The following is a 22,953-nucleotide window of genomic DNA, read 5'->3' as shown; positions in this document are numbered from 1 at the left end:
TTACTTCAAAAATAGTTTAAATAGCTGTTATTTAGATATTTAAAGACTTAATATATTTGATGTAGCAGTAGTGTACTATATCGTTTGCGGAAGAACAAGCCTTAGTTGTATCTTTCTGTTAAAATTCAGTAAAAATTCAACCGTATGAAATTAAAATTATTTTCCCTTTGTATGGTCCTTTTATCTGGTTTTGGATTCGCTCAGGAAGCCAAAACAATTTCAGGTGTAATAACGGACCAAAATGAAATGCCTTTACCGGGAGCCGAAGTAAAGGTAACTGACAAAGAAATTTTTGACGTAACCGACTTTGACGGAAATTTTACTCTTGAAAATGTTGAAGAAGGCGATGTCGTAAGAGTAACTTTCCTCGGTTTTCTTCCACAGGAATTTACCGTAAGTCAGAATAACGATTACACTATTACCTTAAAGGAAGATGCAGATCAACTTGATGAAGTGGTGGTAATTGGTTATGGTACTCAGGAAAAAAGGGACTTAACAGGTTCTATTGCTAGTTTAAATGCTGAGGAGATCGAAAAAACTCCTACGGCTAACGTAATGCAATCTTTACAAGGTAAGGTTTCTGGGGTACAGATTGTGAACTCTGGTGCTCCGGGGGATTCTCCAACAGTAAGGATTAGAGGTCTTGGAACCTTTGGGGAAGCTACGAATGTGTTATACGTGGTAGATGGTACTTTATATGATAATATTGATTTCCTTAATACTAAGGATATTAAATCTGTAAACGTGCTAAAGGATGCTTCATCTTCCGCTATTTATGGTGTTAGAGCAGCCAATGGCGTTGTGATTATTGAAACAAAATCTGGTAGAAAAAATCAGAAGCCTCAATTTGAATACGATGGGTATACTGGTTTTCAACGTGCCCAAAATGTAGTAAAGTTGGCAAATACGGAGCAGTTTGCTACTATGGCAAGAGAATCTGGTTCAGCTCCCGAAACTCAATTTATCGAAAATGCGATACAGCGATATGGGCGTAGTCGAATTAATCCCAATGTACCCGCAGTGAATACCGATTGGTATAAAGAGATACTTAGACAGGGCTTGATTCAAAACCATAGTATCTCTGCCTCTGGAGGTGGTGAAAGCATTGTTTATGCAGTTGGAGCCAATTATACAGGACAGGAAGGAATCCTGGATATGAAAAATAATTACGAACGTTTTAATATTCGATCTAAAGTAGAGATAGACCTAACCGATCGTTTAAAAATGGGAGTGAATTCTATTTTTAGTAATGCTACCAAGTATGCTCCAGAGAATGGCGCGTGGTTTAGAGCTTATTTCGCGGTACCAACAATGCCGGTTATTGATGAAATGAATACTGAAGCCGGACCCATACGTTATTCTAATGCTCAACTATTAGGATATAGAGGTACGCAAAACCCTTTTCAGGACCTTACCTATAATGAGAATAGGCAAAAAATTAGAAAGCAGTTAACCTCTGCATTCTTGCAATATGAATTAATCGAGGATAAATTAGATATCAAGACTACATATAGTCACGATTATTCTAGTTTAGAACTACGTGAAGTAAATTTACCATACACACTTGGTAATAATTTTGAAAGACGGTCTAGTATTAAAAGGGAAAATAATAACTTTTCCAATCAATACTGGGATAATGTACTTACCTATGATGATACATTTGGAGACCACGATCTTACAGTGATGGCTGGTGCCTCTTTTAGGGATGAAGCTAGTAACCGATTTGAAGCTACAGGTTTCGATATTACGGGAATTGGTCTTGAAACCAGCTGGTATCTTGATTTTGCCGATCCGGATTCATTTGCTAACAATGTAGAAGAGATTGGTAGAAGGTTTTATGGGTTATCTTATTTTGGAAGGGTTTCTTATAGCTTTAAAGACAAGTATTTATTATATGGTACTTTTAGAGCCGATGGTTCTTCAAAATTCACCTTAGATCCCTGGGGATACTTCCCATCTGTTGGTTTAGGTTGGGTAGTCTCTGAAGAAGAATTTCTTGCAGAGAATGATGTGTTAGATTTCTTTAAACTTAGAGCCAGTTGGGGTAAATTAGGTAACGATAATGTTGCGCCAAGTGCCGGTTCTAATACTATTGAAGTTGTTACGGCTCCAATTGGAGATCAACCTCGTACCGGTACTACTTCAACTAGTGTGTTTTCAAATAATACCTGGGAAGTTATTGAGGAGTATAACTTTGGTCTAAATCTTGAGGCATTTAAGAGAAGACTATCTATTGATGCCGACTACTATATAAGAGATACGCAAGATGCAATTCTTCCGGTTTATATCCCAATTGTAAATAGAAGTGTAGATAGGAATTCTGGAGTTATTAGAAACGAAGGTTTAGAACTTGTAGCTAATTGGAACCAACAAGTTACAGAAGATTTTAGCTTTAGAATAGGTGCAAACTTTACTACACTTAAAAATGAGGCGCTTGAAATTGAGGATGACAGGGGTTATATAGATTCCGGTTCAGCTGAATTTAGACAACGTACTATTGAAGGTGGGCCATTATTAGGTTTCTATGGCTATGAAAGAGTAGGAGTTTATCAAAATGAACAAGAAATTGCAGCAGATCCTGTTGCCGTAGAAAACAACCTTGTACCTGGAGATTTAATTTATCGTGATCAAAATGGCGATGGAGTAATAGATGATTCTGACAGGGTGATTCTTGGATCATTCCTTCCAAAGTACACTTTTGGAGGTAATATAGGAGTTACTTATAAAGCCTTTGATTTCTCTGTAGATTTTTACGGTCAAACCGGTAATAAGATCTTAAATAGAAAAAGAGGTGAAATTATCTTTACGCAAGATACCAATATGGATGCCGATCTTGCAATTAATAGATGGCACGGGGAAGGAACCAGTAATACTTATCCTTCTTCTGCAGGTTTACGTAAAGCCTGGAACCAGAGATTAAGTGATTTCTGGGTAGAGGATGGAGATTTCTTCCGAATTCAAAACATTCGATTGGCTTATAATATTGTAGCAGATGGACTTCCGGAAACTAGAATCTACTTTACTGCAGAGAAGCCGTTTTCCTTTTTTAGCTACAATGGTTTCAATCCTGAAGTATCAGATGGTGTAGACAGGCAAACATATCCTGTTCCTGCAATTTACACTGTAGGTGTTAACTTAAAATTCTAAAAATATTATTATGAAAAAGTATAGTTTAATTAAAATTTTACTGCTGTGCCTTGTCTTTGGCGTAGGAGTAACTTCGTGTAGTGAGAAGCTTGATGTACGGGAAGGACAGTTGAATACCGGAGATCTTGATTATACCGATGCCAGTAATATGGACCAGCCACTAATTGGTGCTTATTACGAATTTGCAACAAGAGGATGGGAAGAACCACTTCTACTTGGGGTAAGAGGTGATGATGTAAATGCCGGTGGATTGGGAGATCAACAGCCTTTTGCCGATACAGATATGTTCACTTATAATAAGGATTATTGGATGTACAATTCTCTTTGGAATGTACATTATAATGATATTATTAATATGAATACTGCAATTCTTCAACTGGAGAATTTTAAAGAATTCGCTGATGCCGAAGATGTAGCAAGAGCCGATCAATATATCGCTGAAATTAAAGTGCTAAGAGCTTACCTTCATTTTAACCTTGCAAGGGTTTGGGAAGATGTATTTATCATTACTTCCAACCAGCCTGAAGCAGAATTGGAGCAGGGTGTTTCCTCTAAAGCAGATGTAATGCAGTTTATTTCAGACGAGATGGATTCAGCTATCGAGAACTTGCCAGACGCACGTCCAAACGAACGTACAGATATCCAGGGAGGAGTTACACAATATACCGCTTACGCTATTAAGGCACTCGCTCACCAGGAGTTAGAAAACTACCAGGAGGTAGCCGATGCTGCCGGGGCAATTATAAGCTCAGGTAAATTTTCTCTTTACCCAGATTTTTACCAATTATTCAAAAAACCTGGAGAATTGAGTAACGAAAGTTTACTTGAAATTCAGTATTCGGATTATGGGACAGAAGCCGGTGGTGAATTGTATCATTTATACGCACCCTTTGGTCCGCAAAACTGGACCCCTGAACGTGAAAATGCACAGAGTGGTTGGGGCTTTTATGAGCCTAGCAACAAATGGATAGAGTTTATGATTGATCGTAATGAGGAAACCAGGTTGGAAACAAGTGTGCTTTTTACCGATAGAGGAATCGCAGATCTTGAAGCCAATGGGGTAGAAGTGCCGGAATTTGTTTCTAATACAACTCCTTCTGGAGATATTATTAACGACTATGCACGTGCAAAATTTGCAAGTGGTAAGCATTACCTTCCTTCCGTTCAACTTACAGATGGTAGAAATAATTACAGTGCTGGGAAGAATATGATCATAATTCGATATGCTGAAGTTCTTTTAATGTATGCTGAAGCAATAACACTTGGCGCCAACGGTTCAGCTATATCAGCAGATGAGGCTGTAAATATAGTAAGAGACCGCGCTGGTATGCCAGCCTTGAGTGGTGTAACCCACCAGCAGGTTTTAGACGAAAAGTTTGCGGAATTGGCTATGGAATGGGGTATTAGATATTATGATATGATTCGTCACGATAAATATGGCGAATTAAGTTATGATGGAAGAAACTTTTCAGCCGACGATGAATATCTTCCTTATCCACAGGCACAATTAGATGCACTACCTATCGAAGCAACTGCAGTAGATAGAGATACACCGATGAACGAAATTTTGTTACAATTAAATTAATAAGACAATGAAAAAAATAAATAAATATTTTTTGGGTCTATTTTCATTAGTGCTACTACTTGCTTCTTGTGATTATGATAATATAGATCCGCTAACAAAGGTAGACCCGGGAGCCGATGCCGGTAGTCCCGAAGTGAATATTAACTATCCTAACGAGGGAACCACAATTCAGGTGCCCGAAGCTGTAGCTTCAATAAATATTAGGTTTGAGGTAGTTGACGATATAGAAGTTGATATGATTGAAGTGATGGTAAACGGAAATCAGGTTGCCACTTTCGATGAATTTCTTGATTACCGAATAGTAAATAAGCAGGTGAGCTTTGATAATGTAACCAATGGAGAACATACTTTAACTATTAATGCTACAGATATTGCCGGAAACACCACCAGTAAAACTGTAAACTTTAGTAAAGAACCTCCTTACACGCCTAAATACGCCGGAGAGTTTTTCTATATGCCTTTTGATGGAGATTTTACCGAATTGGTAAATATTTATATGGCTGATGAAACCGGGAGCCCGGCTGTTTCAAGTGAAGCTTATTTAGGCACAGGAACCTATGAAGGAACCTCAGAATCTTATATTGACGTACCGCTTAACCAGGAAGATCTTGGAAGCGAATTTAGTGGAGCCTTCTGGTATAAAGTTAATACAGATGAAGCGAATCGTGCAGGAATTCTTGTAGCCGGAGCAGAAGGATCTGGAGAGGCTCAAAGTCGCCAGCAAGGTTTCCGTTTATTCAGAGAAGGTTCTGCAGAAGAGCAGCGAATCAAATTAAATGTTGGAACCGGAACCGGAGAAAGCTGGAATGATGGTGGAATAATTGATGTTACCAATAACGAATGGGTTCATATTGCATTTAGCATAACTCCTACAGAAACTGTGCTTTACATCAATGGTATGCCGGTAAATACCGGAGCTCCGACGGCTGCTATTGATTGGACCGGGGTAGAACAACTTACTGTTGGTGCAGGTGGAGAAACCTTTAGCTATTGGGATCATAAATCTGATATTGGTAGTAATATAGATGAACTTAGATTGTTTAATACTGCATTAGCCCAGGAAGATATTCAGCAGCTAATCAATGCTTCTTCCATTACTTTAGATATGCCTTTTAATGGAGATTATAGAGATATGGTTTCCAACCGCGAAGTAATAGAAGTTGGTTCTCCGGGATTTGCAGGAGAAAGTGTAGAAGGAAACAATGCCTATGCTGGTGCTGAAGGATCTTACCTGCAATTGCCTTCAGAAGGTCTTTTAAGTGAAGAATTTAGTGCCACTTTCTGGTATAAAATTAATGCCGATCCAAACCGTGCAGGAATTATTGTTGTAAGCCCTGAGGATGAAGATAATCCGGATGCGCAAAACAATAGAACAAGTGGTTTCCGTCTCTTTAGAGAAGGAGGAGCTGATTCTCAAACTATAAAACTAAATGTAGGAAACGGCACTTCTGATAGTTGGAACGATGGTGGAGCTATAGACGCAACACTTGGAGAGTGGGTTCACGTAGCTTTTACAATCTCAAACTCTGAAACCGTAATCTATTTTGATGGAGAACCGGTAAATACTGGAACTGTTTCAGGGGGAATAGATTGGACAGGAACCGATATTGTTTCTATAATGTCTGGTGCTCCAAGATTTACAGAATGGGGTCACCTTGCCGATCAAAGTTATATGGACAATCTTCGTTTCTATAACAAAGCTTTAACTGAAGATGAGATTGAAGCTATAATTATAGCTGAATAGTTTTTAAAATAAATTCCGGCCCTATCCTGGGTCGGAATTTTTTAAAAATCGTCATTCTGAATTTATTTCAGAACCTAAGAAACATATTAGAAGCTGAAACATCCCGAAGCTTAGGGACGGCTTTACGAAAATAGGCCTTTTGCGTCAGTTTTATTTTTTAGACTTGCTAATATTATTTTAGTGAGAGAGGTTCTATATTCTTAAAATAATTAGAGAATCATTACTTAATTCTTTCATAATCAAAACTTCATGCTGTATAGATGCTTATATTTTATAGGATTACTGTTTGTTTTTTCTTCCTGTTCTTCTGATGATGGACCTGGTTACCAGGAACCTTATCAACCTGGACAGGAGCCCGAAGGAGAGGAGGAAATTTTAAGTGATTCAGAATTGTTGGAAAAAGTTCAACAACAAACCTTTAAATATTTCTGGGATTTTGCCGGGGAAAATTCGGGCTTAGCGCGTGAACGCTCGCAGGATGATGCTTATGGAGGTGAAGGAAGGAATATTGTTACCATTGGTGGCTCCGGTTTTGGCCTCGCAGCTTTTCCGGTAGCTGTAGAGCGTGGTTGGATAAGTAGAGCGCAAGCAACTGAAAGACTGGAAAAAATTCTTGACTTTTTGGAAGAAGTTCCTACATATCACGGCGCTTTTTCACATTGGTATTTAGACGATGTTGCACAAACACGTCCCTTTGGAGATATGGATGATGGCGGCGATCTGGTAGAAACTGCTTTCCTGATGCAGGGCTTACTTATAAATAGACAGTATTTTGCCGAAGAAACAAGTATTTCAGAACGAATTACTGAATTGTGGGAAGCTGTAGAATGGGATTGGTACACCCAGGGAGAAAATGTGCTTTACTGGCACTGGTCCCCAACTTATAATTTTCAGAAAGATTTAAAAATTCAGGGATGGAACGAATCTCTAATGGTGTATGTACTTGCTGCATCATCACCCACTCATTCTATAGAACCTGAAGTTTATCACCAGGGTTGGGCATCAAATGGTGCTATGGTAAATAATCGTCAACACTACGGACTTGAGTTACCACTTGGCCCATCATACGGCGGTCCCTTATTCTTTGCCCATTATTCTTTTATAGGTCTTGATCCTCGAAACCTGAGCGATCAATACGCTAATTACTGGGATCAAAATACCGCACATAGTCTTATTCACTATAATTACGCAATAGATAATCCACGGAATTATGAAGGCTATGGAGAAAACAGTTGGGGTTTTACCGCCAGCGATAATTATGAAGGTTATTCCGCGCACAGCCCGGCCAACGATTTAGGAGTGATCACACCTACTGCTGCCTTGTCTTCTTTTCCATATACTCCAGAAGACTCTATGAAAGCCTTACGCTATTTTTATGAAGAAATGGGAGATAAATTGTGGGGACCTTACGGTTTTTATGATGCGTTTTCTGAAGAGGAAAACTGGGTAGCCGATGGTTACCTTGCCATAGACCAGGGTCCAATAATTACTATGATAGAAAATTACCGAACAGGCTTGCTTTGGGATCTTTTTATGCAAGATGAAGAAATACAAGCCGGTTTAGACAAACTGGAGTTTAATTATTAATTCCGAAAATTAAAAATTATACAAAATGACCAACTATAAATCAATTCTAAGTTTTCTTCTAATCGGTTTCGTGCTTTTTAGCTGTAAGAACGAATCAAATAAGGAGAAGCAGGAATTAGAAAAAACTGAAACCTCATCTCTTTCCAGGGAAGTATTATTAGATACGGTTCAAAAGCAAACCCTTAAATATTTCTGGGATTATGCCGAGCCAAATTCGGGAATGGCACGAGAACGCTATCATCCAGATGGTGAATACCCAAAAAATGATTCCCACGTGGTAACCACAGGAGGATCGGGATTCGGACTTATGGCTATAGTTTCTGGGATGGAACGGAAATGGATTGAGCGTGATTCGGCTGTTGCCCGCTTAGATAAGATCGCTGGTTTTTTAGATAATGCTCCAAGATTTCACGGGGTATGGCCACATTGGATAAATGGAGAAACCGGTGAAGTTCAGGCTTTTAGCGATAAAGATAATGGAGGAGATCTTGTGGAAACTTCATTTTTAGCGCAGGGATTTATTGTAGTTCGTGAATATTTGAAAAATGGAAACGAAGAAGAAAAAGCAGTAGCTGCTAAATACGATGAGCTTTGGAAAGGCATAGAATGGGAATGGTATACCAATAATAAAAACGGACTTTACTGGCACTGGTCACCGGATTATCAGTGGGAAATGGATTTTATGATAGAAGGCTATAACGAGTGTTTGATCACTTACGTTATGGCTGCTTCTTCTCCAGATCACGCGATCGATGCTAAAGCTTATCACGATGGTTGGGCTCGTAGCGGCGATATTGTAAGCGATAAAGAAGCATACGGAATTCCGTTAATTCTAAAACATAACACCAGGGGTGATAAAGCCGGGCCGCTTTTTTGGGCACATTATTCTTATTTAGGATTGAACCCAAAAGGACTTGAAGATAAGTATGCTAATTACTGGGATTTGAATGTAAATCATACCCGAATTAACTATGAGTATACCCAGGAAAATCCAAATGATTTTGAAACTTATAATGGAAATTCATGGGGACTAACAGCTAGTTATACCCGAAATGAAAACGACGGTATAGGCTACACGGCTCATTCTCCAGATACTGATCGAGGAGTTGTTTCCCCAACTGCGGCGATTAGTTCTATCCCTTACACGCCGGAACTTTCAATGAATGCAATGCGTTATTTCTTCGAAGATCAAAATGAATTGCTCTGGGGACCTGCCGGTTTTTACGATGCTTTTAGCCTTGAAGGTGAAGATTGGGTAGCTCCAAAATATCTGGCTATAGACCAGGGACCACAAGTGGTGATGATAGAAAATTACAGATCTGGATTAATTTGGGATCTATTTATGGGCGCTCAAGAAGTACAAAACGGTCTCGAAAAATTAGGGTTTAATACTGCTGATTAATTTATATGAATTACGAGCTAACATATCTTAAAGGTATTCGGAGTTTTATTTTGATACTTATCACGGTATTGATTACAGGTTCTTCATTGGCTCAACAGAAGTCTTTTGAATTTGTAGTGCTGCCCGATACCCAGACTTATGTTGAAGAATATCCAGAAATCTACTTACACCAAATGCGTTGGTTGGCAAATAATAAAGATAGATTTTCTTTCGCGTTGCATGTTGGTGATATTACGCAGAATAACAACGGGAAAGAATGGGATATTGCTAAAAAAGGCTTTAATATAATTCAGGGGAAGCTACCATTTTCTTTTGGGTTAGGGAATCATGATATGGGAAGTGAAAGCGGGAAGTTTGCCGACACCAGGAATACTTCTTTAGCTAACGCCTACTTTACTGCTAGTGATTTTGCTAATCTTAAGACCACGTTTCCGGAAGGGAAGATAGATAATTTATTAAGTGAATTTACTATTGGCGAACAAAAATGGATGGTGCTTTCATTAGAATTTGGCCCCCGTAATAAAACCATAGCCTGGGCAGATAAAATGATAACAAAATATCCGGAGCATAATTTCATCATTGTCACTCACGCTTATGTTTACGAAGATAGCACACTGCACGATGGTGAAGATTGGTGGCTGCCTGAGAATTATGGAATAGGTAAAGATACCGGTGAAGAAACTCCAAATAACGGCGCTCAACTTTGGGAAAAACTAATTAAAAAACACGGAAATATTTCAATGGTGTTTTCAGGGCATATTCTTAAATCGGGCGTCGGAACTTTAGTAAGCGAAGGTAAAAATGGGAATAAGGTTTACCAGATGCTTGCCAATTATCAAAAAGGGGTTGAAGGCTCAGAAAATGGTGGAAATGGTTTTTTAAGAATCATTAAAGTCAATCCCGAAAATCAAAGAATTGAAGTGAAAACCTACTCGCCCTGGCTTGACGAGTTTAAAAAGGAGAAAGCAAATGGTTTCACTTTTAAAAATGTATTGTTTAAATAACACCAAACCTCATAGATTTCAAAAACCTGTGAGGTTTATAAAATGAATAAAATATGAAAAAGCGATTTTTAAACGTCTTAGCGGTTTTACTGTTTATTTTACTCATTGTGCCACTTTCAGTAGAAGCACAGGAGAATGAAGCCTTTAAGAAAGAACATTTTATTAAAAATTCTGATACCCTAAATTACCGTATTCTTTTCCCGAAGGATTTTTCTGAAGAAAAACAATACCCTGTGGTTTTGTTTCTGCACGGTGCGGGAGAAAGAGGTAGTAATAATCAGTCACAATTAACCCACGGTAGTGATTTGTTTTTGAAAAATCAGGATGAATTTCCTGCAATAGTTATTTTTCCGCAGGCACCAAAGGAGGACTATTGGGCAAAGGTTGAGGTAAAGAGGGATACGATTCCTTTTCAATTCGATTTTATGAATGAAAAACCTGCTACCAAATCGCTGCAATTAGTCATGGATCTTATGGATGAAATGACTTCAAAGACCTACGTCAATAAAGATCGAATTTATGTAGGCGGACTCTCCATGGGAGGAATGGGAACTTTCGAGATAATCTATAAAAAGCCTGAAATGTTTGCAGCAGCCTTCGCTATTTGCGGCGGTGCAAACCCTGAAATAGCTAAAGAATATCCGGAAGGTTTTAATATTTGGCTTTTCCACGGAAAAAAAGATGACGTTGTGCTTCCAAGGTATTCTGAAGCAATGGCGCGATCTATTAATCACTACGGTGGAAATGCCAAGCTTTCTTTATATCCCGACGATAATCATAACAGCTGGGATTCAGCCTTTGCAGAACCTAATTTATTGCCCTGGTTATTCTCGCATAGCCTGGAAAATGAAAATGGAAAATAATTAGTAGATGAAAAATTTCAAATACATACTTATAGGTACGGCCTTGCTTATTAGTCCTTTTATAAGTGCACAGGAGGTAGTGCCGGAAACCTATATCAATCCGTTGGATATTGATTATACCTATATGGTATATAATTCCAGTAATAATATTTCCTATCGTTCAGGTGCCGATCCTGCCGTAATTGAATTTCAGGGCGAATATTATATGTTTGTTACCCGTTCTTTTGGGTATTGGCATTCTAAAGATTTAATCAACTGGGAATTTATAAAACCAGAGCAATGGTATTTTGAAGGTTCCAACGCACCAACCGCTTTTAATTATAATGACTCACTTGTTTATTTTGCAGGGGATCCCGCAGGTTATGGAAGTATTTTGTACACCGATGATCCGAAAAGCGGTAAATGGACTCCAACGGCTTCTATTTCTAATAATATACAGGATTCAGAATTATTTATAGATGATGACGGGAAAACCTATTTGTATTGGGGTTCATCCAATGTACATCCACTTAAAGTAAAAATGCTGGACAAAGACGATCGTTTTCTTGAAACCGGTGTAGAGAAGGAACTTATTAACCTGGTAGAAGAAGAACACGGCTGGGAACGCTTTGGGGAGAATAATTACCATCCAACCTTAAAGGAAGGTTATATGGAAGGTGCTTCAATGACTAAACATAATGGAAAATACTATTTACAGTACGCAGCTCCAGGGACACAATTTAATGTTTATGCCGATGCCGCTTATGTGGGCGAAACACCGCTTGGTCCTTTTAAATACATGAAAAACAATCCCATAAGTTTCAAGCCGGGCGGGTTTACCAATGGTGCCGGCCACGGGATTACCATGCAACAAACCAACGGACAATACTGGCATTTTGCCACCATGGCACTGGCTTCTAATTCTCATTGGGAACGCAGGCTGGCTATGTTTCCAACCTATTTTGACGACGAAGGTTTAATGTACACCATTACAAGCTACGGTGATTATCCTTTGTATGGGCCAGATCATCCCACAAAAGCGGGACTTCACAATGGCTGGATGTTGCTTTCCTATAAAGGAGAGACAACAGTATCCTCTTCTCAAATGCAAATTAGAAAAAGCACTGCCACGGATGGTGATTTTGATATTACCGAAATGCCACTGGAAAAGAATAGCGAAGGTGAAATTATCTCGAACTTGTTAACCGATGAAAGTCCAAAATCTTTTTGGGTTGCTGAAGCTAATGACGATAATCAATGGGTGGAGATAGAAATGCTGGCGCCGGGAAACATCTATGCGTTTCAACTAAATTTTCACGACCAGGAGGCTGGTATTTATACCCGTACCGAAGGTTTACGTCACCGGTATACCTTAGAGGTCTCAGAAGATGGTGAAAACTGGAAAACCGTTGAAGATAGAAGTAAGAGCTTTGAAGATACGCCGAATGCCTATATCACGCTTAACCAGCCTGTAAGGGCAAAATACGTGCGTTATAACAATATTGAAGTTCCGGGGAATAACCTGGCTTTATCTGAAATTAGGGTGTTTGGAAAAGGTTTTGGCAAGAAACCTTCAAGGGTAAAAAGCTTCGAAGTTTCTCGCGAGGAAGACCGAAGAGATGCATCTTTCACCTGGAAAGCAGTAAAGGGAGCTCAGGGCTATAATATTCGCTGGGGTATTGCTCCTGATAAATTATACCACGCCTGGTTAATTTATGATAGCAATGAACATTTTATGCGCAACCTGGATCGGGATACCGAATATTACTTTCAGATTGAAGCATTTAATGAAAATGGGATTTCAGAGCGATCTGAAGTTATATATGTAGAATAAAAAAATTGAGAATTAATTAAACCAATCGATATGAGAAAGATTTATATGTCAATTAGCCTATTCCTTATGGCAGGAGCCTCTGTGTTACAGGCGCAAACGCAAATTCCGGAGGTGGAAGAAATACTGGGAAAAATGAGCCTGGAGGAGAAAATAGGTCAGTTAAACCTCGTAACACCCGGTGGTGGCGTTGCCACAGGATCTGTAGTAAGTGAAGGCGTAGAAACCAAAATTAAAGAAGGAAATGTTGGTGGCGTTTTTGGTGTCTCCAGCCCTGAAAAAGTAAGACAAGCCCAAAAATTAGCCGTTGAGAATTCCCGTCTTGGAATTCCGTTGCTAATTGGCTCTGATGTTATTCACGGATATAAAACCACTTTTCCTATTCCTCTGGGACTTTCTTCCAGCTGGGATATGGATTTGATAAAAGAAACCGCTCAAATTGCAGCAAAAGAAGCCACCGCCGATGGGATTAACTGGAATTTCTCGCCAATGGTAGACATAGCTCGTGATCCGCGTTGGGGTCGTATTGCTGAAGGTGCCGGGGAAGACCCTTATTTGGGTTCACAGGTTGCGAAAGCAATGGTTGAGGGTTACCAGGGAGATGATTTTACTGCGCCCAATACAATGATCGCTACCGTAAAGCATTTAGCGCTTTATGGAGCTTCTGAGGCCGGCCGGGATTATAATTCGGTAGATATGAGTAAATTGAAAATGTTCAATGAATATTTACCACCATATAAAGCAGCAGTAGATGCAGGTGTTGCCAGCGCAATGACTTCTTTTAACGATATTCACGGAGTTCCTGCTTCAGGGAATAAATGGTTGATTACCGATTTACTTCGCGAGCGTTGGGGATTTGAAGGTTTTGTTGTTTCAGATTATACTTCGGTAAATGAAATGATCGCTCACGGAATGGGAGACCTGCAGGATGTTTCGGCTTTGGCTATAAACGCGGGGCTTGATATGGATATGGTTGGAGAAGGATTTTTAACCACCCTCAAGAAATCTGTAGAAGAAGGTAAAGTTTCCGAAGAACAGATCACCAAAGCGGCTCGTAGAATTCTGGAAGCAAAACATAAATTGGGGCTTTTAGACGATCCATATTTATATTCAGATGAAAGCAGACCAGAAAAAGACATTCTTTCCGAAGAAAATAGGGCAGTAGCGAGGAAGGCGGCAAAACGTTCTTTTGTGCTTTTGAAAAAGCATGAAAATACACTGCCTTTAGCTAAAGATGCAAAAATAGCATTGGTTGGTCCATTGGCAAATAATAAGAATAATATGCTTGGCACCTGGGCGCCAACCGGGGATCCTCAGCTTTCAGTTCCGGTGATGGAAGGGATAAAAAATGTAGCTCCAGATGCTAAAATTTCTTATGCAAAAGGAGCCAATATTAGTAACGATACTACCTTTGCTAAAAATGTAAATGTTTTTGGTCCGCGGATTGAAATTTCAGAAGAAACTCCTGAAGCCATGATGGAAGAAGCTTTACAGGTTTCTAAAGATGCCGATGTAATTGTGGCTGTGGTTGGAGAAGCTACCGAAATGAGCGGGGAAGCTGCCAGCCGTACCAATTTAAATATTCCTGATAGTCAGAAGAAATTGATTAGGGAACTCGTGAAAACCGGGAAGCCTGTAGTTTTAGTTTTAATGAGTGGCCGTCCGTTGGTAATTTCCGAAGAAATGGATATGCCGGTAAGTATCCTTCAGGTTTGGCATCCAGGTGTAGAAGCCGGAAATGCTATAGCCGATGTGCTTTTTGGAGATTATAATCCTTCAGGAAAGTTAACTGCTACCTGGCCAAGAAATGTTGGTCAAATTCCAATTTACTATCGAATGAAAACCACAGGTAGACCTGCAGCATCACCTTCTGAATTCCAGAAATTCAAGTCTAATTATTTGGATGTTGAAAATACCCCGCAATTGCCATTTGGATACGGACTTTCGTACACCGATTTTGAATACGGGGAGACAAAAGCAAGTAGTGATAAATTAAACAAAAATGGCAGTATTACTATTACCACTACGGTTACCAATACCGGTGATTTTGATGGGGAAGAAGTAGTGCAGTTGTATATTCACGATAAGGTGAGAAGTATTACGCCGCCAATGAAGGAATTGAAAGCGTTTAAAAAGATAAGTTTAAAGAAAGGTGAAACAAAAGATGTGAGTTTTGAGCTTACCGCTGAAGACCTGAAATTTTATAATGCAGATCTGGAATTTGTAGTAGAACCCGGCGAATTCGAGTTTTTCGTAGCCGGAAGTTCAGACCACGAATTTACCAATGAATTTACGGTAGAGGAGTAGATTTTTTATTGATGCAAAACCCTGGGACACCCTACTGTCCTGGGGCTTACTAATCCCGCTGCGGCGGGGTTTTTTTATTTCCAAGTGCTTTAAAAAGACTTATTACAATTTCTCTAATTTAATTCCAGATAACAATGCTTTGCCCGAATTCTCGTCGAATTCAATCTCAATCCCGGCATCGGTTTTTATTTCATAAGAAATTTCAACAGCCTGAAGCCTGCCACAATCCCGGGCCAGGTTGAGGTCTCTGGAAAGTGTTTTTCCATTAATTTTTATATCGAAACTTCTTAAATCTGTTATATTCTTTTTCTCAGCTTCACTGAGGTTATAAATATTTTCTTCGGAAGCATTGTGTTCAGGTTCGGCAAAAAGAAGGGTGACGCGGTATTTCCCTTTTTCTACATCGAATTTATAAGCCTCGATGCCTTCACGCATAGTTTGAAAAAGCGGATCGTTTTCTGTGCCCTGGATATCTGAAGCAGTTCCCTGAAATTTACTGCTGTTTTTTTTGATAAACACTTCCGCCAACATATCCAAAGCTGCCTGCTTTATATTCCTGGTCGCTAATCCAGGTTTCGCCGGTTGATTCATCGGTAAAATTTACGTGAGTGCCTACATTTACCAGTATCGCATATTGATCAATTTCAGCAACAAGATTTTTTCTGAATTTCACTTCAATTTCCCGGGAATGTGAAACTGTATCATCTGTAGCAATTAACTCATGATTTCCTTCCTGAAGCGAAAGTTCGAAAATGGCAATGCCATCTTCGACTTCTGAAGTGAATTCAGTATTATCAACCTCTAGTTTGACTTCTTCAGCATTTGAAAATACGGTGATTCTTAAGCTATCATTTGCATCTTTTGGATATCGATTTTTATAATTTTTCCCTGCGATATATATAAAAGGCTCTTCCAAAAGCCTGGCCTGGTAATAATGATAGATGTCCTTTTTGCTTCGGTCTATATTTACCAAACCTTTTTGGTTAATATAAGGCCTCGAATCCTGCCGGAAAGACGAACCGAAATCGGCAAAATTCCAGGCGGTCATTCCAAATACGTAATCGCGTTCCTGCACCTGGTTTATATAACTGCGGTGCAATTTCAGCTGGTAAGCTTCAGAATAATCCCAGGGTTTTGGCTCATCCGTCTGGATCCTGGAATCGGCGCCGGGACCGTATTCAGAGATAAATAAGGGGCGGTTTGGGTATCGCTTGTGTTGTTCGTCTAAAAATTCTCCAAAACTTTCCAGGCCGGGAGAATACCAGCCAAAATATAAATTCCAGCCAATTACGTCGGGAATATCGGCAATGCCAGATTCGTTGTATAATTTGTTTTCGTGCAAGGCCATCACACTTAAACGATCGGGATCTAGACGTTTGGTTTCTTTCTCGAGTTTTTCAGCCAGGGCTACCGTAGTTCTTATTTTGGCTTCTTTCTCCTCTTCAGTCATCTGGTTGTTAAAAACCAGCCTGATAAAGATCTCATTCATAAGTCCCCACATTACTATGGAAGGATGATTATAGAATTGAAGGATTTGTTCGCGCTGCATTTTAAGCGAAACATCGTGGTAAGCATTGGTATCGGTGACATCGTTGATTACGGGAACTTCGGTCCATACCAATAACCCAAGTTCGTCACAAATTTTATAAACTTCGGGATCCTGCGGATAATGAGCGGTACGAATCACACTTGCGCCCATTTCTTTTATGGTTTTATAATCTGATCTATGGATAGAGTTGGGCAATGCATTTCCTAAACCTTCAAAATCCTGGTGACGGTTCGCTCCAATCAGTTTTATAGGCTTTCCATTTAAAACGAAACCTTTTTCAGTACTTACCTCAAACCATCGTAGTCCGAATTTGGAATCTATTTCATCTAAAATTTCTTTGGAATTCTCTTCAGAAATCTTTGCTACAGCTTCATAAAGTTTTGGAGAATCTGGTGACCATAAGTCAGGATCAGTAATTACTTTGCTGAAATTAATCGATTTAGTTTCAGCCGAAGAGAGCTGAACTTTTTTGGATAAACTTTCGATTTTTCGCTTTTCAGGATTAAAAATATCTACACTAACATGGAGGTCTTTAGAAACTTTTGAATGATTTACGATTTTGGTTTCAAAAGTGATTTGCGCTTTTTCCGCCGACACTTCAGGGGTTTTAATCAGCATATTCCCGGTGGCTTCATTTTCTAATTCAAAGTGGATTTGGTTAGTGAGAATAAGTTGTAGATCACGATAAATTCCACCGTAGAAGTTAAAATCGGCATCCAGCGGAGGAATATCGGTATTGTGAGCATTATCTACTACGATTCGTAGCTGGTTTGCTTCTCCATAATTTAGCGCTTCAGAAAGATCGAAAACAAAACCTGTGTATCCGCCGCGATGTTCGCCTACTTTTTCCTCATTAACATACACAGTAGTGATTTGATTGCTACCTTCAAATTTTAAAAATGCTCGTTTTTGCTGCCATTCCTGCGGAACAAAAAGCGACTTTTTATAAGTTCCTTTTCCGCGGAAATATTCCTTGCCATCGCGAAAAGCATCTTCGGCATTCCAGGTATGTGGAATATTTACAACTTTTGTTTTTTCGTTTTTTTCTGAAGAAAACTCCCAGGCAGAATTTATGGTTTGGATATTTCGTTGCGCAGCAAGATTAAAGCTCCACAGGAAAATTAGAATAAAAAAATAGTAAGCAGATCTCATAGGAATAATTTTGAACGAGTTTTCTTATTTCCAGACTTCGAGTTGCCGGTTTTCACCATTCAAAAACACCGAGTTGAAAAACTCAAAAACTTCCGGTAAATAGTCAAAAGGCATTCCTGAATGTTCGTGTTTTCCGCCTTCGAAACTATAAAGCATATAAGCGGTATTCAAATTTGCCAGCTTTTGGGTAATTGTTCTTGACCCGTCTAGCATAATATATCCCGGCTGGCCCGGGTCACACCAGTGATGAGGTGCGGTTGCATAAGGCACTAAATTATCTTCGGTTCCGTGGAAAAATATTCCGGGAACGGCGTTTTCTTCAGTAATATATCGCGCATCTACAATTGCGCCGGCAAGAGAGAAAACCCCGGCAAGATCTATGTTTTTGTATTTAGAAGTATCCTGAAACATTAACCTTTGGTTATAGACGGCGTTTAAAACCGCTTCGGCCCCGGCGCTGCTTCCACCAACAATTATTTTGGAAGTATCTATGCCGTATTCGTCCTTATTTTTCACCATAAAACTAACTGCATCTATAAAGTCCTCGGCAGCCAGTTTAAAGGTTTTCATTTTTCCTGCGGCTTCATAATCGCAACCAAAAGATTGTCCTTTTCGGGTTAACCGGTAAGATATCTGTACGGCTACATAACCTTTCTTGGCCGCTTTTTCTGCAAATTTAACTTCGGCGGGATTGGTTCGTGTACCACCCGCAAATCCGCCACCGTGCATAAATATAATCACAGGCCTTTGTTGCATGGTATCATTTTTAGGTTGATAGATATCCAGCTTTAAAGCTTCGCCATTTTTGGTTACGTAAGTTTTGGTTTCTGTTTTTTTGAGTTTAAAAGAATCCTCTATAAATCGCTCTTGCGCTGAAATTGAAAAGCTTAGAAAAAGAAGGGTGTAAATAAAAAGGTTTTTCATAATAAAAGCTATGTTTGAAGCCTCAAGATACTTAATTTTGAAGGGAGAATAAGTGGGGAATTTAATTTTAATATTTTATCTTCGCTGCTGAAATTAGATTTCTGCCTGCGCAGAAATGACACTTAAAAGCTATGAGTTTACAGGATAAAGTAATGGCAGAGATGAAGGCTGCTATGAAAGCTAAAGACAGCGAAAAGCTGGAAGCTTTACGATCGGTAAAAGGAGCTATTTTATTGGCAAATACCGAAAGTTCTGCAAAAGATGGTTTAACCGAAGATGAGGAGTTAAAGCTTCTGCAAAAATTGGTAAAGCAGCGTAAAGACAGTGCTGCGATATACCGAGAACAAAACAGACCAGATTTGGCAGAGCCTGAAGAAAAGCAAGCTGCTGTGATCGAGTCTTTTTTACCGGAACAATTAAGCGAAGCTGAGATTGAAGCTAAAGTAGACGAAGTTATCGCTAAAACCGGAGCCAGCGGAATGCAGGATATGGGAAAAGTGATGGGAATGGCAAGTGCTGAGCTAGCCGGTAGAGCCGATGGTAAAACCATTTCTACCATTGTTAAGAAGAAATTGAGTAAGTAATTTTCAAAATAAGTTTGAAAAGAAATATTCTTAGTTTTGCTAACTGCTAACTGCTAACTGCTAACTGCTAACTGCTAACTGCTAACTAAATAAGGCCCCGTGGCGCAACTGAATAGCGCATCAGATTTCGGCTCTGAGGGTTGCAGGTTTGAATCCTGCCGGGGTCACTAAAGTAACTATCAAAAATTATCAAAACCCTGTAAATCATATGATTTACAGGGTTTTATGTTTTTGTGTATTATATTTGAAATGGATTTTTTATATTTAAAAGTTCACAGATCGTCAACACAGATTTCAAGCCGTAAAAATGTTGACGCTTTGGTTTTCAATGGTTTATGAGTGCTTGATTTTGACTTCGTCCTTTTAATTATTAACATTAAAGACGATTATTATGCGTACTTCACAAACTTTTTCGATTAATTTCTGGGCTTATACTGCCAGAACAAAGCACAATTTAGCGCCACTTTATGTAAGACTTAGCATAAATGGAAAAAAGGTTAATGTTAGCCTGAAATACAAAGTTCCAATAGATTTATGGGATGCGAACGCCCAAAGGCTAAATGGGAAATCTAAAGCCGCCCAGGCCGGTAATCTATTTATTGAAGAAACCCGAACAAAGATTTTTCAAAATTATCAGGATCATAGGTTTCAAAATAAGAAGATCACTTCAGAGCTACTTAAAAATAACTTTTTGGGGGAAGGACCCAAGGGTAAAACCTTATTTAATGCTATTGATTATCATGCTGTAAAAATTGAAGCTACCCTGGCCGCAGGTTCTATTCGGAATTTTAATGTGACAGAAAAATATGTTCGAAAGTACTTAAAGCAGGAATTTAAATCGGATGATATTTATCTGTCCGAACTCAACTATAAATTTATTAATGACTTCGCGGTATTCCTTTTTAAATATTGGCCAAAAGGGCACATTAATAGTATGGCTAATAATACAGTAATGAAACATGCTCAGCGACTCCGAAAAATTGTAACTCTTGCTTTTCATCTTGAATGGGTAGATAAAGATCCATTTGTAAGATGGCAACCTACTTTTGAAGATAAACGCAGGGATTTTCTTAACGCCAATGAGTTGAAACTAATTGAGGACTTTGATTTTGCTAGCGATGGTCTTGATAGGGTTAGGGATCTATTTGTTTTTAGTTGTTATACCGGGATCCCTTTTTCAGATATCCTGGAACTAAGTGAAAACAACATTCTTACGGGAATGGATAATAATAAGTGGATTTTTACTAAAAGAAGTAAAACTAATACCCCTGTAAAAGTACCGCTTCTCAAAAAAGCTTTACAATTATTAGAGAAATATGAAGATCATCCAATGTCGGTGATTAGAAATAAGTTGTTTCCGAAAATCTCAAACGGGAAAGTTAACCAGTATCTTAAAGAAGTTGCGAATTTCTGCGGAATTAAAAAGAATCTGACCTTTCATATGGCCAGGCATACTTTTGCAACCACCATTACTTTGGCAAACGGGGTGCCTATTGAAACAGTTTCTAAATTATTGGGGCATACAAAAATTGCTACTACTCAAATTTATGCCAGGGTACTAGAGAATAAATTGAGTGAAGATATGTTGAAGCTGCAGGATAAATTGGATGATAGGGAGAATAATTAGAATTCACCTTTCTGTTCAGAGAAAACAGGTTTAACGATTTTAATCTTAAAGCAATCTTTAAAGTGGGGCAATAGAGGTAATAATTGCCTCACTTTAAAATTAGACGCTTATCAATCCTACTAAGTTTCTAACAAAGGATTTAGTTTTTATCATCTATTTTTGTTTTACACAATTCTCCATAATTCTTCCTTATCAATACAATTTTATTCAAATATTTTCTTCTCCAATCTTAAAAAACACGTTTCACTTTTTAATTATTTAACGCGCTATTAAATTCGATTTAATAGTTGAAGTTTTTGTCCCTGTGGGACGAAAAGGTAGAGCAAGAGGATAACGGGCAGAGCCCCGTTAAGTATTACCTTTCCTGATTTATAATCTGATTATCAGGTAATTAAGAATAATAAAAAAAAATAAATAAAACAGGGTTTACTGGTTTTGGGCTCTTAGCCCCTATAAAATGGTTCAAAAAACCAGTAAACCTTAAAAAAGACTGAATTATGAAAGAGGTTAAAAACATTACTATCGAAAAGAAAATAGCCGAACGCTTTCAGCAATTTTCTCGAACACATTACAAAACACATTCGGAGGCAATGGCAGGAATGCTGGATTTTTTCTTTTACAACGAGATTTCTCCCAAAGAAAATTTTGGACCTACCGGCAGGCGAATTGAAAATATTATTAAGAGGAGGATCAATGCAGTGATCGCAATAACGAAAGATATGGAAAAGAACAAAGTAAACCCAACTTTATCAATTTTGGAGGCCCTGATGGAAGCTGCAGATCCTAAAAATAATTACGAGAATCGAAAAAGAGATTACGAGGAAGACGATACCCATCCGGATTTTTACAAGTAATTTCCCCGATTCAGATTTTATTTTTTCTTTAGAAATCTTTTCCATAAACCTTCCCTTTTGCTGCTCAAGAAACAAGCTTTGAAATTAACCGGAGCACATAAACCGGCAGGCTATTTATTGCTCCTCTATAATTTCAAAGCTTGAAAATACAGCAGCATCAAAAGGTAATGCGAAGGCGCTGGAAGAAGTAAATGAAAAATGAAAGAAATCTTCTTTTCATTCGTATTTACGATTGAATACATTTTAAAATCAAAAGGAAAATGCTCAAGATGAAAAAAGTAAATTGCCAATCTTGAAATAGAACCTACGAAATACTTACTTTTGAAACTTTATGGGGAACTATAACTCCTTAATATTTGAAATGAATTATCAAATAATGAAAATAAAGTACCTAATCAACTTCTTAATAGTATTGTATTGTTTCAACGCAACTTATGCCCAGGAAAAGATGCCGGAATCTACTAATATTTTTCAGCTTAACGGGACTACTGTTTATGGCCAATCTATAGACAAACAAACTCGTTGTATACATTGGCATTCAGCACTGGATGTAATCGCTATTAAATTTAAATGTTGCGATAAATATTATCCCTGTTTTTCATGTCACGAAGAAGCGGCTAATCACGAACACGAGGTATGGCCTAAAACTGAGTTTGCAGAAAAAGCCATTTTATGTGGTGTTTGTGGCCACGAACTTAGTATCAATGAATACATGGAATCTAGTAATACCTGCCCAAATTGTGAAGCTAGTTTTAACCCGGGATGCAGTAATCATTATCATTTGTATTTTGAAACCGACGATGCTTAATTATAC

General features: G+C 38.6%; 16 protein-coding genes and 1 tRNA gene. 14 read left to right on the top strand and 3 right to left on the bottom strand.

Annotated elements, in window-relative coordinates; genetic code table 11:
• Nucleotides 1-144 precede the first annotated feature (144 nt).
• From APB85_RS02110 to bglX, 9 genes are all read left to right on the top strand, one after another.
• Nucleotides 145-3,147, top strand: coding sequence for a SusC/RagA family TonB-linked outer membrane protein (locus APB85_RS02110; RefSeq protein ID WP_057480499.1), 3,003 nt, complete (start codon nucleotides 145-147; stop codon nucleotides 3,145-3,147).
• A gap of 10 nt (nucleotides 3,148-3,157) precedes the next feature.
• Nucleotides 3,158-4,732: a RagB/SusD family nutrient uptake outer membrane protein gene (locus APB85_RS02105; protein ID WP_057480498.1), complete on the top strand. Its 1,575-nt coding sequence runs from the start codon at nucleotides 3,158-3,160 to the stop codon at nucleotides 4,730-4,732.
• A 7-nt stretch (nucleotides 4,733-4,739) separates the two neighbouring features.
• A complete protein-coding gene (locus APB85_RS02100) occupies nucleotides 4,740-6,476 on the top strand; it encodes a LamG-like jellyroll fold domain-containing protein (protein ID WP_057480497.1) in 1,737 nt (578 codons plus the stop codon).
• Between the two features lie 249 nt (nucleotides 6,477-6,725).
• Nucleotides 6,726-8,063 carry a glucoamylase family protein gene (locus tag APB85_RS02095; RefSeq protein ID WP_057480496.1) on the top strand — a complete coding sequence of 446 codons (1,338 nt, stop codon included), beginning with the start codon at nucleotides 6,726-6,728 and terminating at the stop codon, nucleotides 8,061-8,063.
• A 25-nt stretch (nucleotides 8,064-8,088) separates the two neighbouring features.
• Nucleotides 8,089-9,465 (top strand): glucoamylase family protein, encoded by a 1,377-nt coding sequence (locus tag APB85_RS02090; protein ID WP_057480495.1) that lies wholly within the window; start codon nucleotides 8,089-8,091, stop codon nucleotides 9,463-9,465.
• Nucleotides 9,466-9,470: 5 nt separating this feature from the next.
• Entirely contained in the window at nucleotides 9,471-10,469 is a 999-nt protein-coding gene (locus APB85_RS02085; RefSeq protein WP_057480494.1) for a metallophosphoesterase, read from the top strand.
• 53 nt (nucleotides 10,470-10,522) lie between these two features.
• Entirely contained in the window at nucleotides 10,523-11,332 is an 810-nt protein-coding gene (locus tag APB85_RS02080; RefSeq protein WP_057480493.1) for a carboxylesterase family protein, read from the top strand.
• A 7-nt stretch (nucleotides 11,333-11,339) separates the two neighbouring features.
• A complete protein-coding gene (locus tag APB85_RS02075) occupies nucleotides 11,340-13,145 on the top strand; it encodes a family 43 glycosylhydrolase (RefSeq protein WP_057480492.1) in 1,806 nt (601 codons plus the stop codon).
• 30 nt (nucleotides 13,146-13,175) lie between these two features.
• Nucleotides 13,176-15,449 (top strand): beta-glucosidase BglX, encoded by a 2,274-nt coding sequence (gene bglX / locus APB85_RS02070; RefSeq protein WP_057480491.1) that lies wholly within the window; start codon nucleotides 13,176-13,178, stop codon nucleotides 15,447-15,449.
• A gap of 102 nt (nucleotides 15,450-15,551) precedes the next feature.
• Here bglX and APB85_RS17455 read toward each other — a convergent pair whose 3' ends face one another.
• Genes APB85_RS17455 through APB85_RS02060 form a run of 3 tightly spaced genes read right to left on the bottom strand, consistent with a single transcriptional unit; the run spans nucleotide 15,552 to nucleotide 19,074 of the window.
• Nucleotides 15,552-15,980 carry a malectin domain-containing carbohydrate-binding protein gene (locus APB85_RS17455; RefSeq protein WP_229792190.1) on the bottom strand — a complete coding sequence of 143 codons (429 nt, stop codon included), beginning with the start codon at nucleotides 15,978-15,980 and terminating at the stop codon, nucleotides 15,552-15,554.
• Nucleotides 15,943-18,150: a glycoside hydrolase family 2 protein gene (locus APB85_RS02065; RefSeq protein WP_229792189.1), complete on the bottom strand. Its 2,208-nt coding sequence runs from the start codon at nucleotides 18,148-18,150 to the stop codon at nucleotides 15,943-15,945. The genes APB85_RS17455 and APB85_RS02065 overlap by 38 nt, the downstream gene beginning before the upstream one ends.
• Before the next feature lie 24 nt (nucleotides 18,151-18,174).
• Nucleotides 18,175-19,074, bottom strand: coding sequence for an alpha/beta hydrolase (locus tag APB85_RS02060; protein ID WP_057480490.1), 900 nt, complete (start codon nucleotides 19,072-19,074; stop codon nucleotides 18,175-18,177).
• Between the two features lie 131 nt (nucleotides 19,075-19,205).
• On the opposite strand from APB85_RS02060, the gene APB85_RS02055 reads away from it, so the two are divergent.
• From APB85_RS02055 to APB85_RS02035, 5 genes are all read left to right on the top strand, one after another.
• A complete protein-coding gene (locus APB85_RS02055) occupies nucleotides 19,206-19,658 on the top strand; it encodes a GatB/YqeY domain-containing protein (protein ID WP_057480489.1) in 453 nt (150 codons plus the stop codon).
• Nucleotides 19,659-19,751: 93 nt separating this feature from the next.
• Nucleotides 19,752-19,825 (top strand) — tRNA-Arg (locus APB85_RS02050).
• Nucleotides 19,826-20,049: 224 nt separating this feature from the next.
• Complete coding sequence (locus APB85_RS02045) at nucleotides 20,050-21,285, top strand: site-specific integrase (protein ID WP_057480488.1); 1,236 nt, start codon at nucleotides 20,050-20,052, stop codon at nucleotides 21,283-21,285.
• A 497-nt stretch (nucleotides 21,286-21,782) separates the two neighbouring features.
• Nucleotides 21,783-22,139 (top strand): BfmA/BtgA family mobilization protein, encoded by a 357-nt coding sequence (locus tag APB85_RS02040; protein ID WP_057480487.1) that lies wholly within the window; start codon nucleotides 21,783-21,785, stop codon nucleotides 22,137-22,139.
• A gap of 376 nt (nucleotides 22,140-22,515) precedes the next feature.
• Nucleotides 22,516-22,947, top strand: coding sequence for a CHY zinc finger protein (locus tag APB85_RS02035; protein ID WP_083482165.1), 432 nt, complete (start codon nucleotides 22,516-22,518; stop codon nucleotides 22,945-22,947).
• Nucleotides 22,948-22,953: the final 6 nt, after the last annotated feature.

It is taken from the genome of Salegentibacter mishustinae, from assembly GCF_002900095.1.
GTDB lineage: Bacteria > Bacteroidota > Bacteroidia > Flavobacteriales > Flavobacteriaceae > Salegentibacter > Salegentibacter mishustinae.
Note: the sequence above shows the minus strand (reverse complement) of the source record. Positions and strands in the feature narration are given on the sequence as shown.

Bases quoted from the DNA above. Each gene is read 5' to 3' on its own strand.
- APB85_RS02110 (WP_057480499.1), top strand. From the start codon at position 145: ATGAAATTAAAATTATTTTCCCTTTGTATGGTCCTTTTATCTGGTTTT.
- APB85_RS02105 (WP_057480498.1), top strand. From the start codon at position 3,158: ATGAAAAAGTATAGTTTAATTAAAATTTTACTGCTGTGCCTTGTCTTT.
- APB85_RS02100 (WP_057480497.1), top strand. From the start codon at position 4,740: ATGAAAAAAATAAATAAATATTTTTTGGGTCTATTTTCATTAGTGCTA.
- APB85_RS02095 (WP_057480496.1), top strand. From the start codon at position 6,726: ATGCTGTATAGATGCTTATATTTTATAGGATTACTGTTTGTTTTTTCT.
- APB85_RS02090 (WP_057480495.1), top strand. From the start codon at position 8,089: ATGACCAACTATAAATCAATTCTAAGTTTTCTTCTAATCGGTTTCGTG.
- APB85_RS02085 (WP_057480494.1), top strand. From the start codon at position 9,471: ATGAATTACGAGCTAACATATCTTAAAGGTATTCGGAGTTTTATTTTG.
- APB85_RS02080 (WP_057480493.1), top strand. From the start codon at position 10,523: ATGAAAAAGCGATTTTTAAACGTCTTAGCGGTTTTACTGTTTATTTTA.
- APB85_RS02075 (WP_057480492.1), top strand. From the start codon at position 11,340: ATGAAAAATTTCAAATACATACTTATAGGTACGGCCTTGCTTATTAGT.
- bglX (WP_057480491.1), top strand. From the start codon at position 13,176: ATGAGAAAGATTTATATGTCAATTAGCCTATTCCTTATGGCAGGAGCC.
- APB85_RS17455 (WP_229792190.1), bottom strand. From the start codon at position 15,980: ATGTTGGCGGAAGTGTTTATCAAAAAAAACAGCAGTAAATTTCAGGGA.
- APB85_RS02065 (WP_229792189.1), bottom strand. From the start codon at position 18,150: ATGAGATCTGCTTACTATTTTTTTATTCTAATTTTCCTGTGGAGCTTT.
- APB85_RS02060 (WP_057480490.1), bottom strand. From the start codon at position 19,074: ATGAAAAACCTTTTTATTTACACCCTTCTTTTTCTAAGCTTTTCAATT.
- APB85_RS02055 (WP_057480489.1), top strand. From the start codon at position 19,206: ATGAGTTTACAGGATAAAGTAATGGCAGAGATGAAGGCTGCTATGAAA.
- APB85_RS02045 (WP_057480488.1), top strand. From the start codon at position 20,050: ATGCGTACTTCACAAACTTTTTCGATTAATTTCTGGGCTTATACTGCC.
- APB85_RS02040 (WP_057480487.1), top strand. From the start codon at position 21,783: ATGAAAGAGGTTAAAAACATTACTATCGAAAAGAAAATAGCCGAACGC.
- APB85_RS02035 (WP_083482165.1), top strand. From the start codon at position 22,516: ATGAAAATAAAGTACCTAATCAACTTCTTAATAGTATTGTATTGTTTC.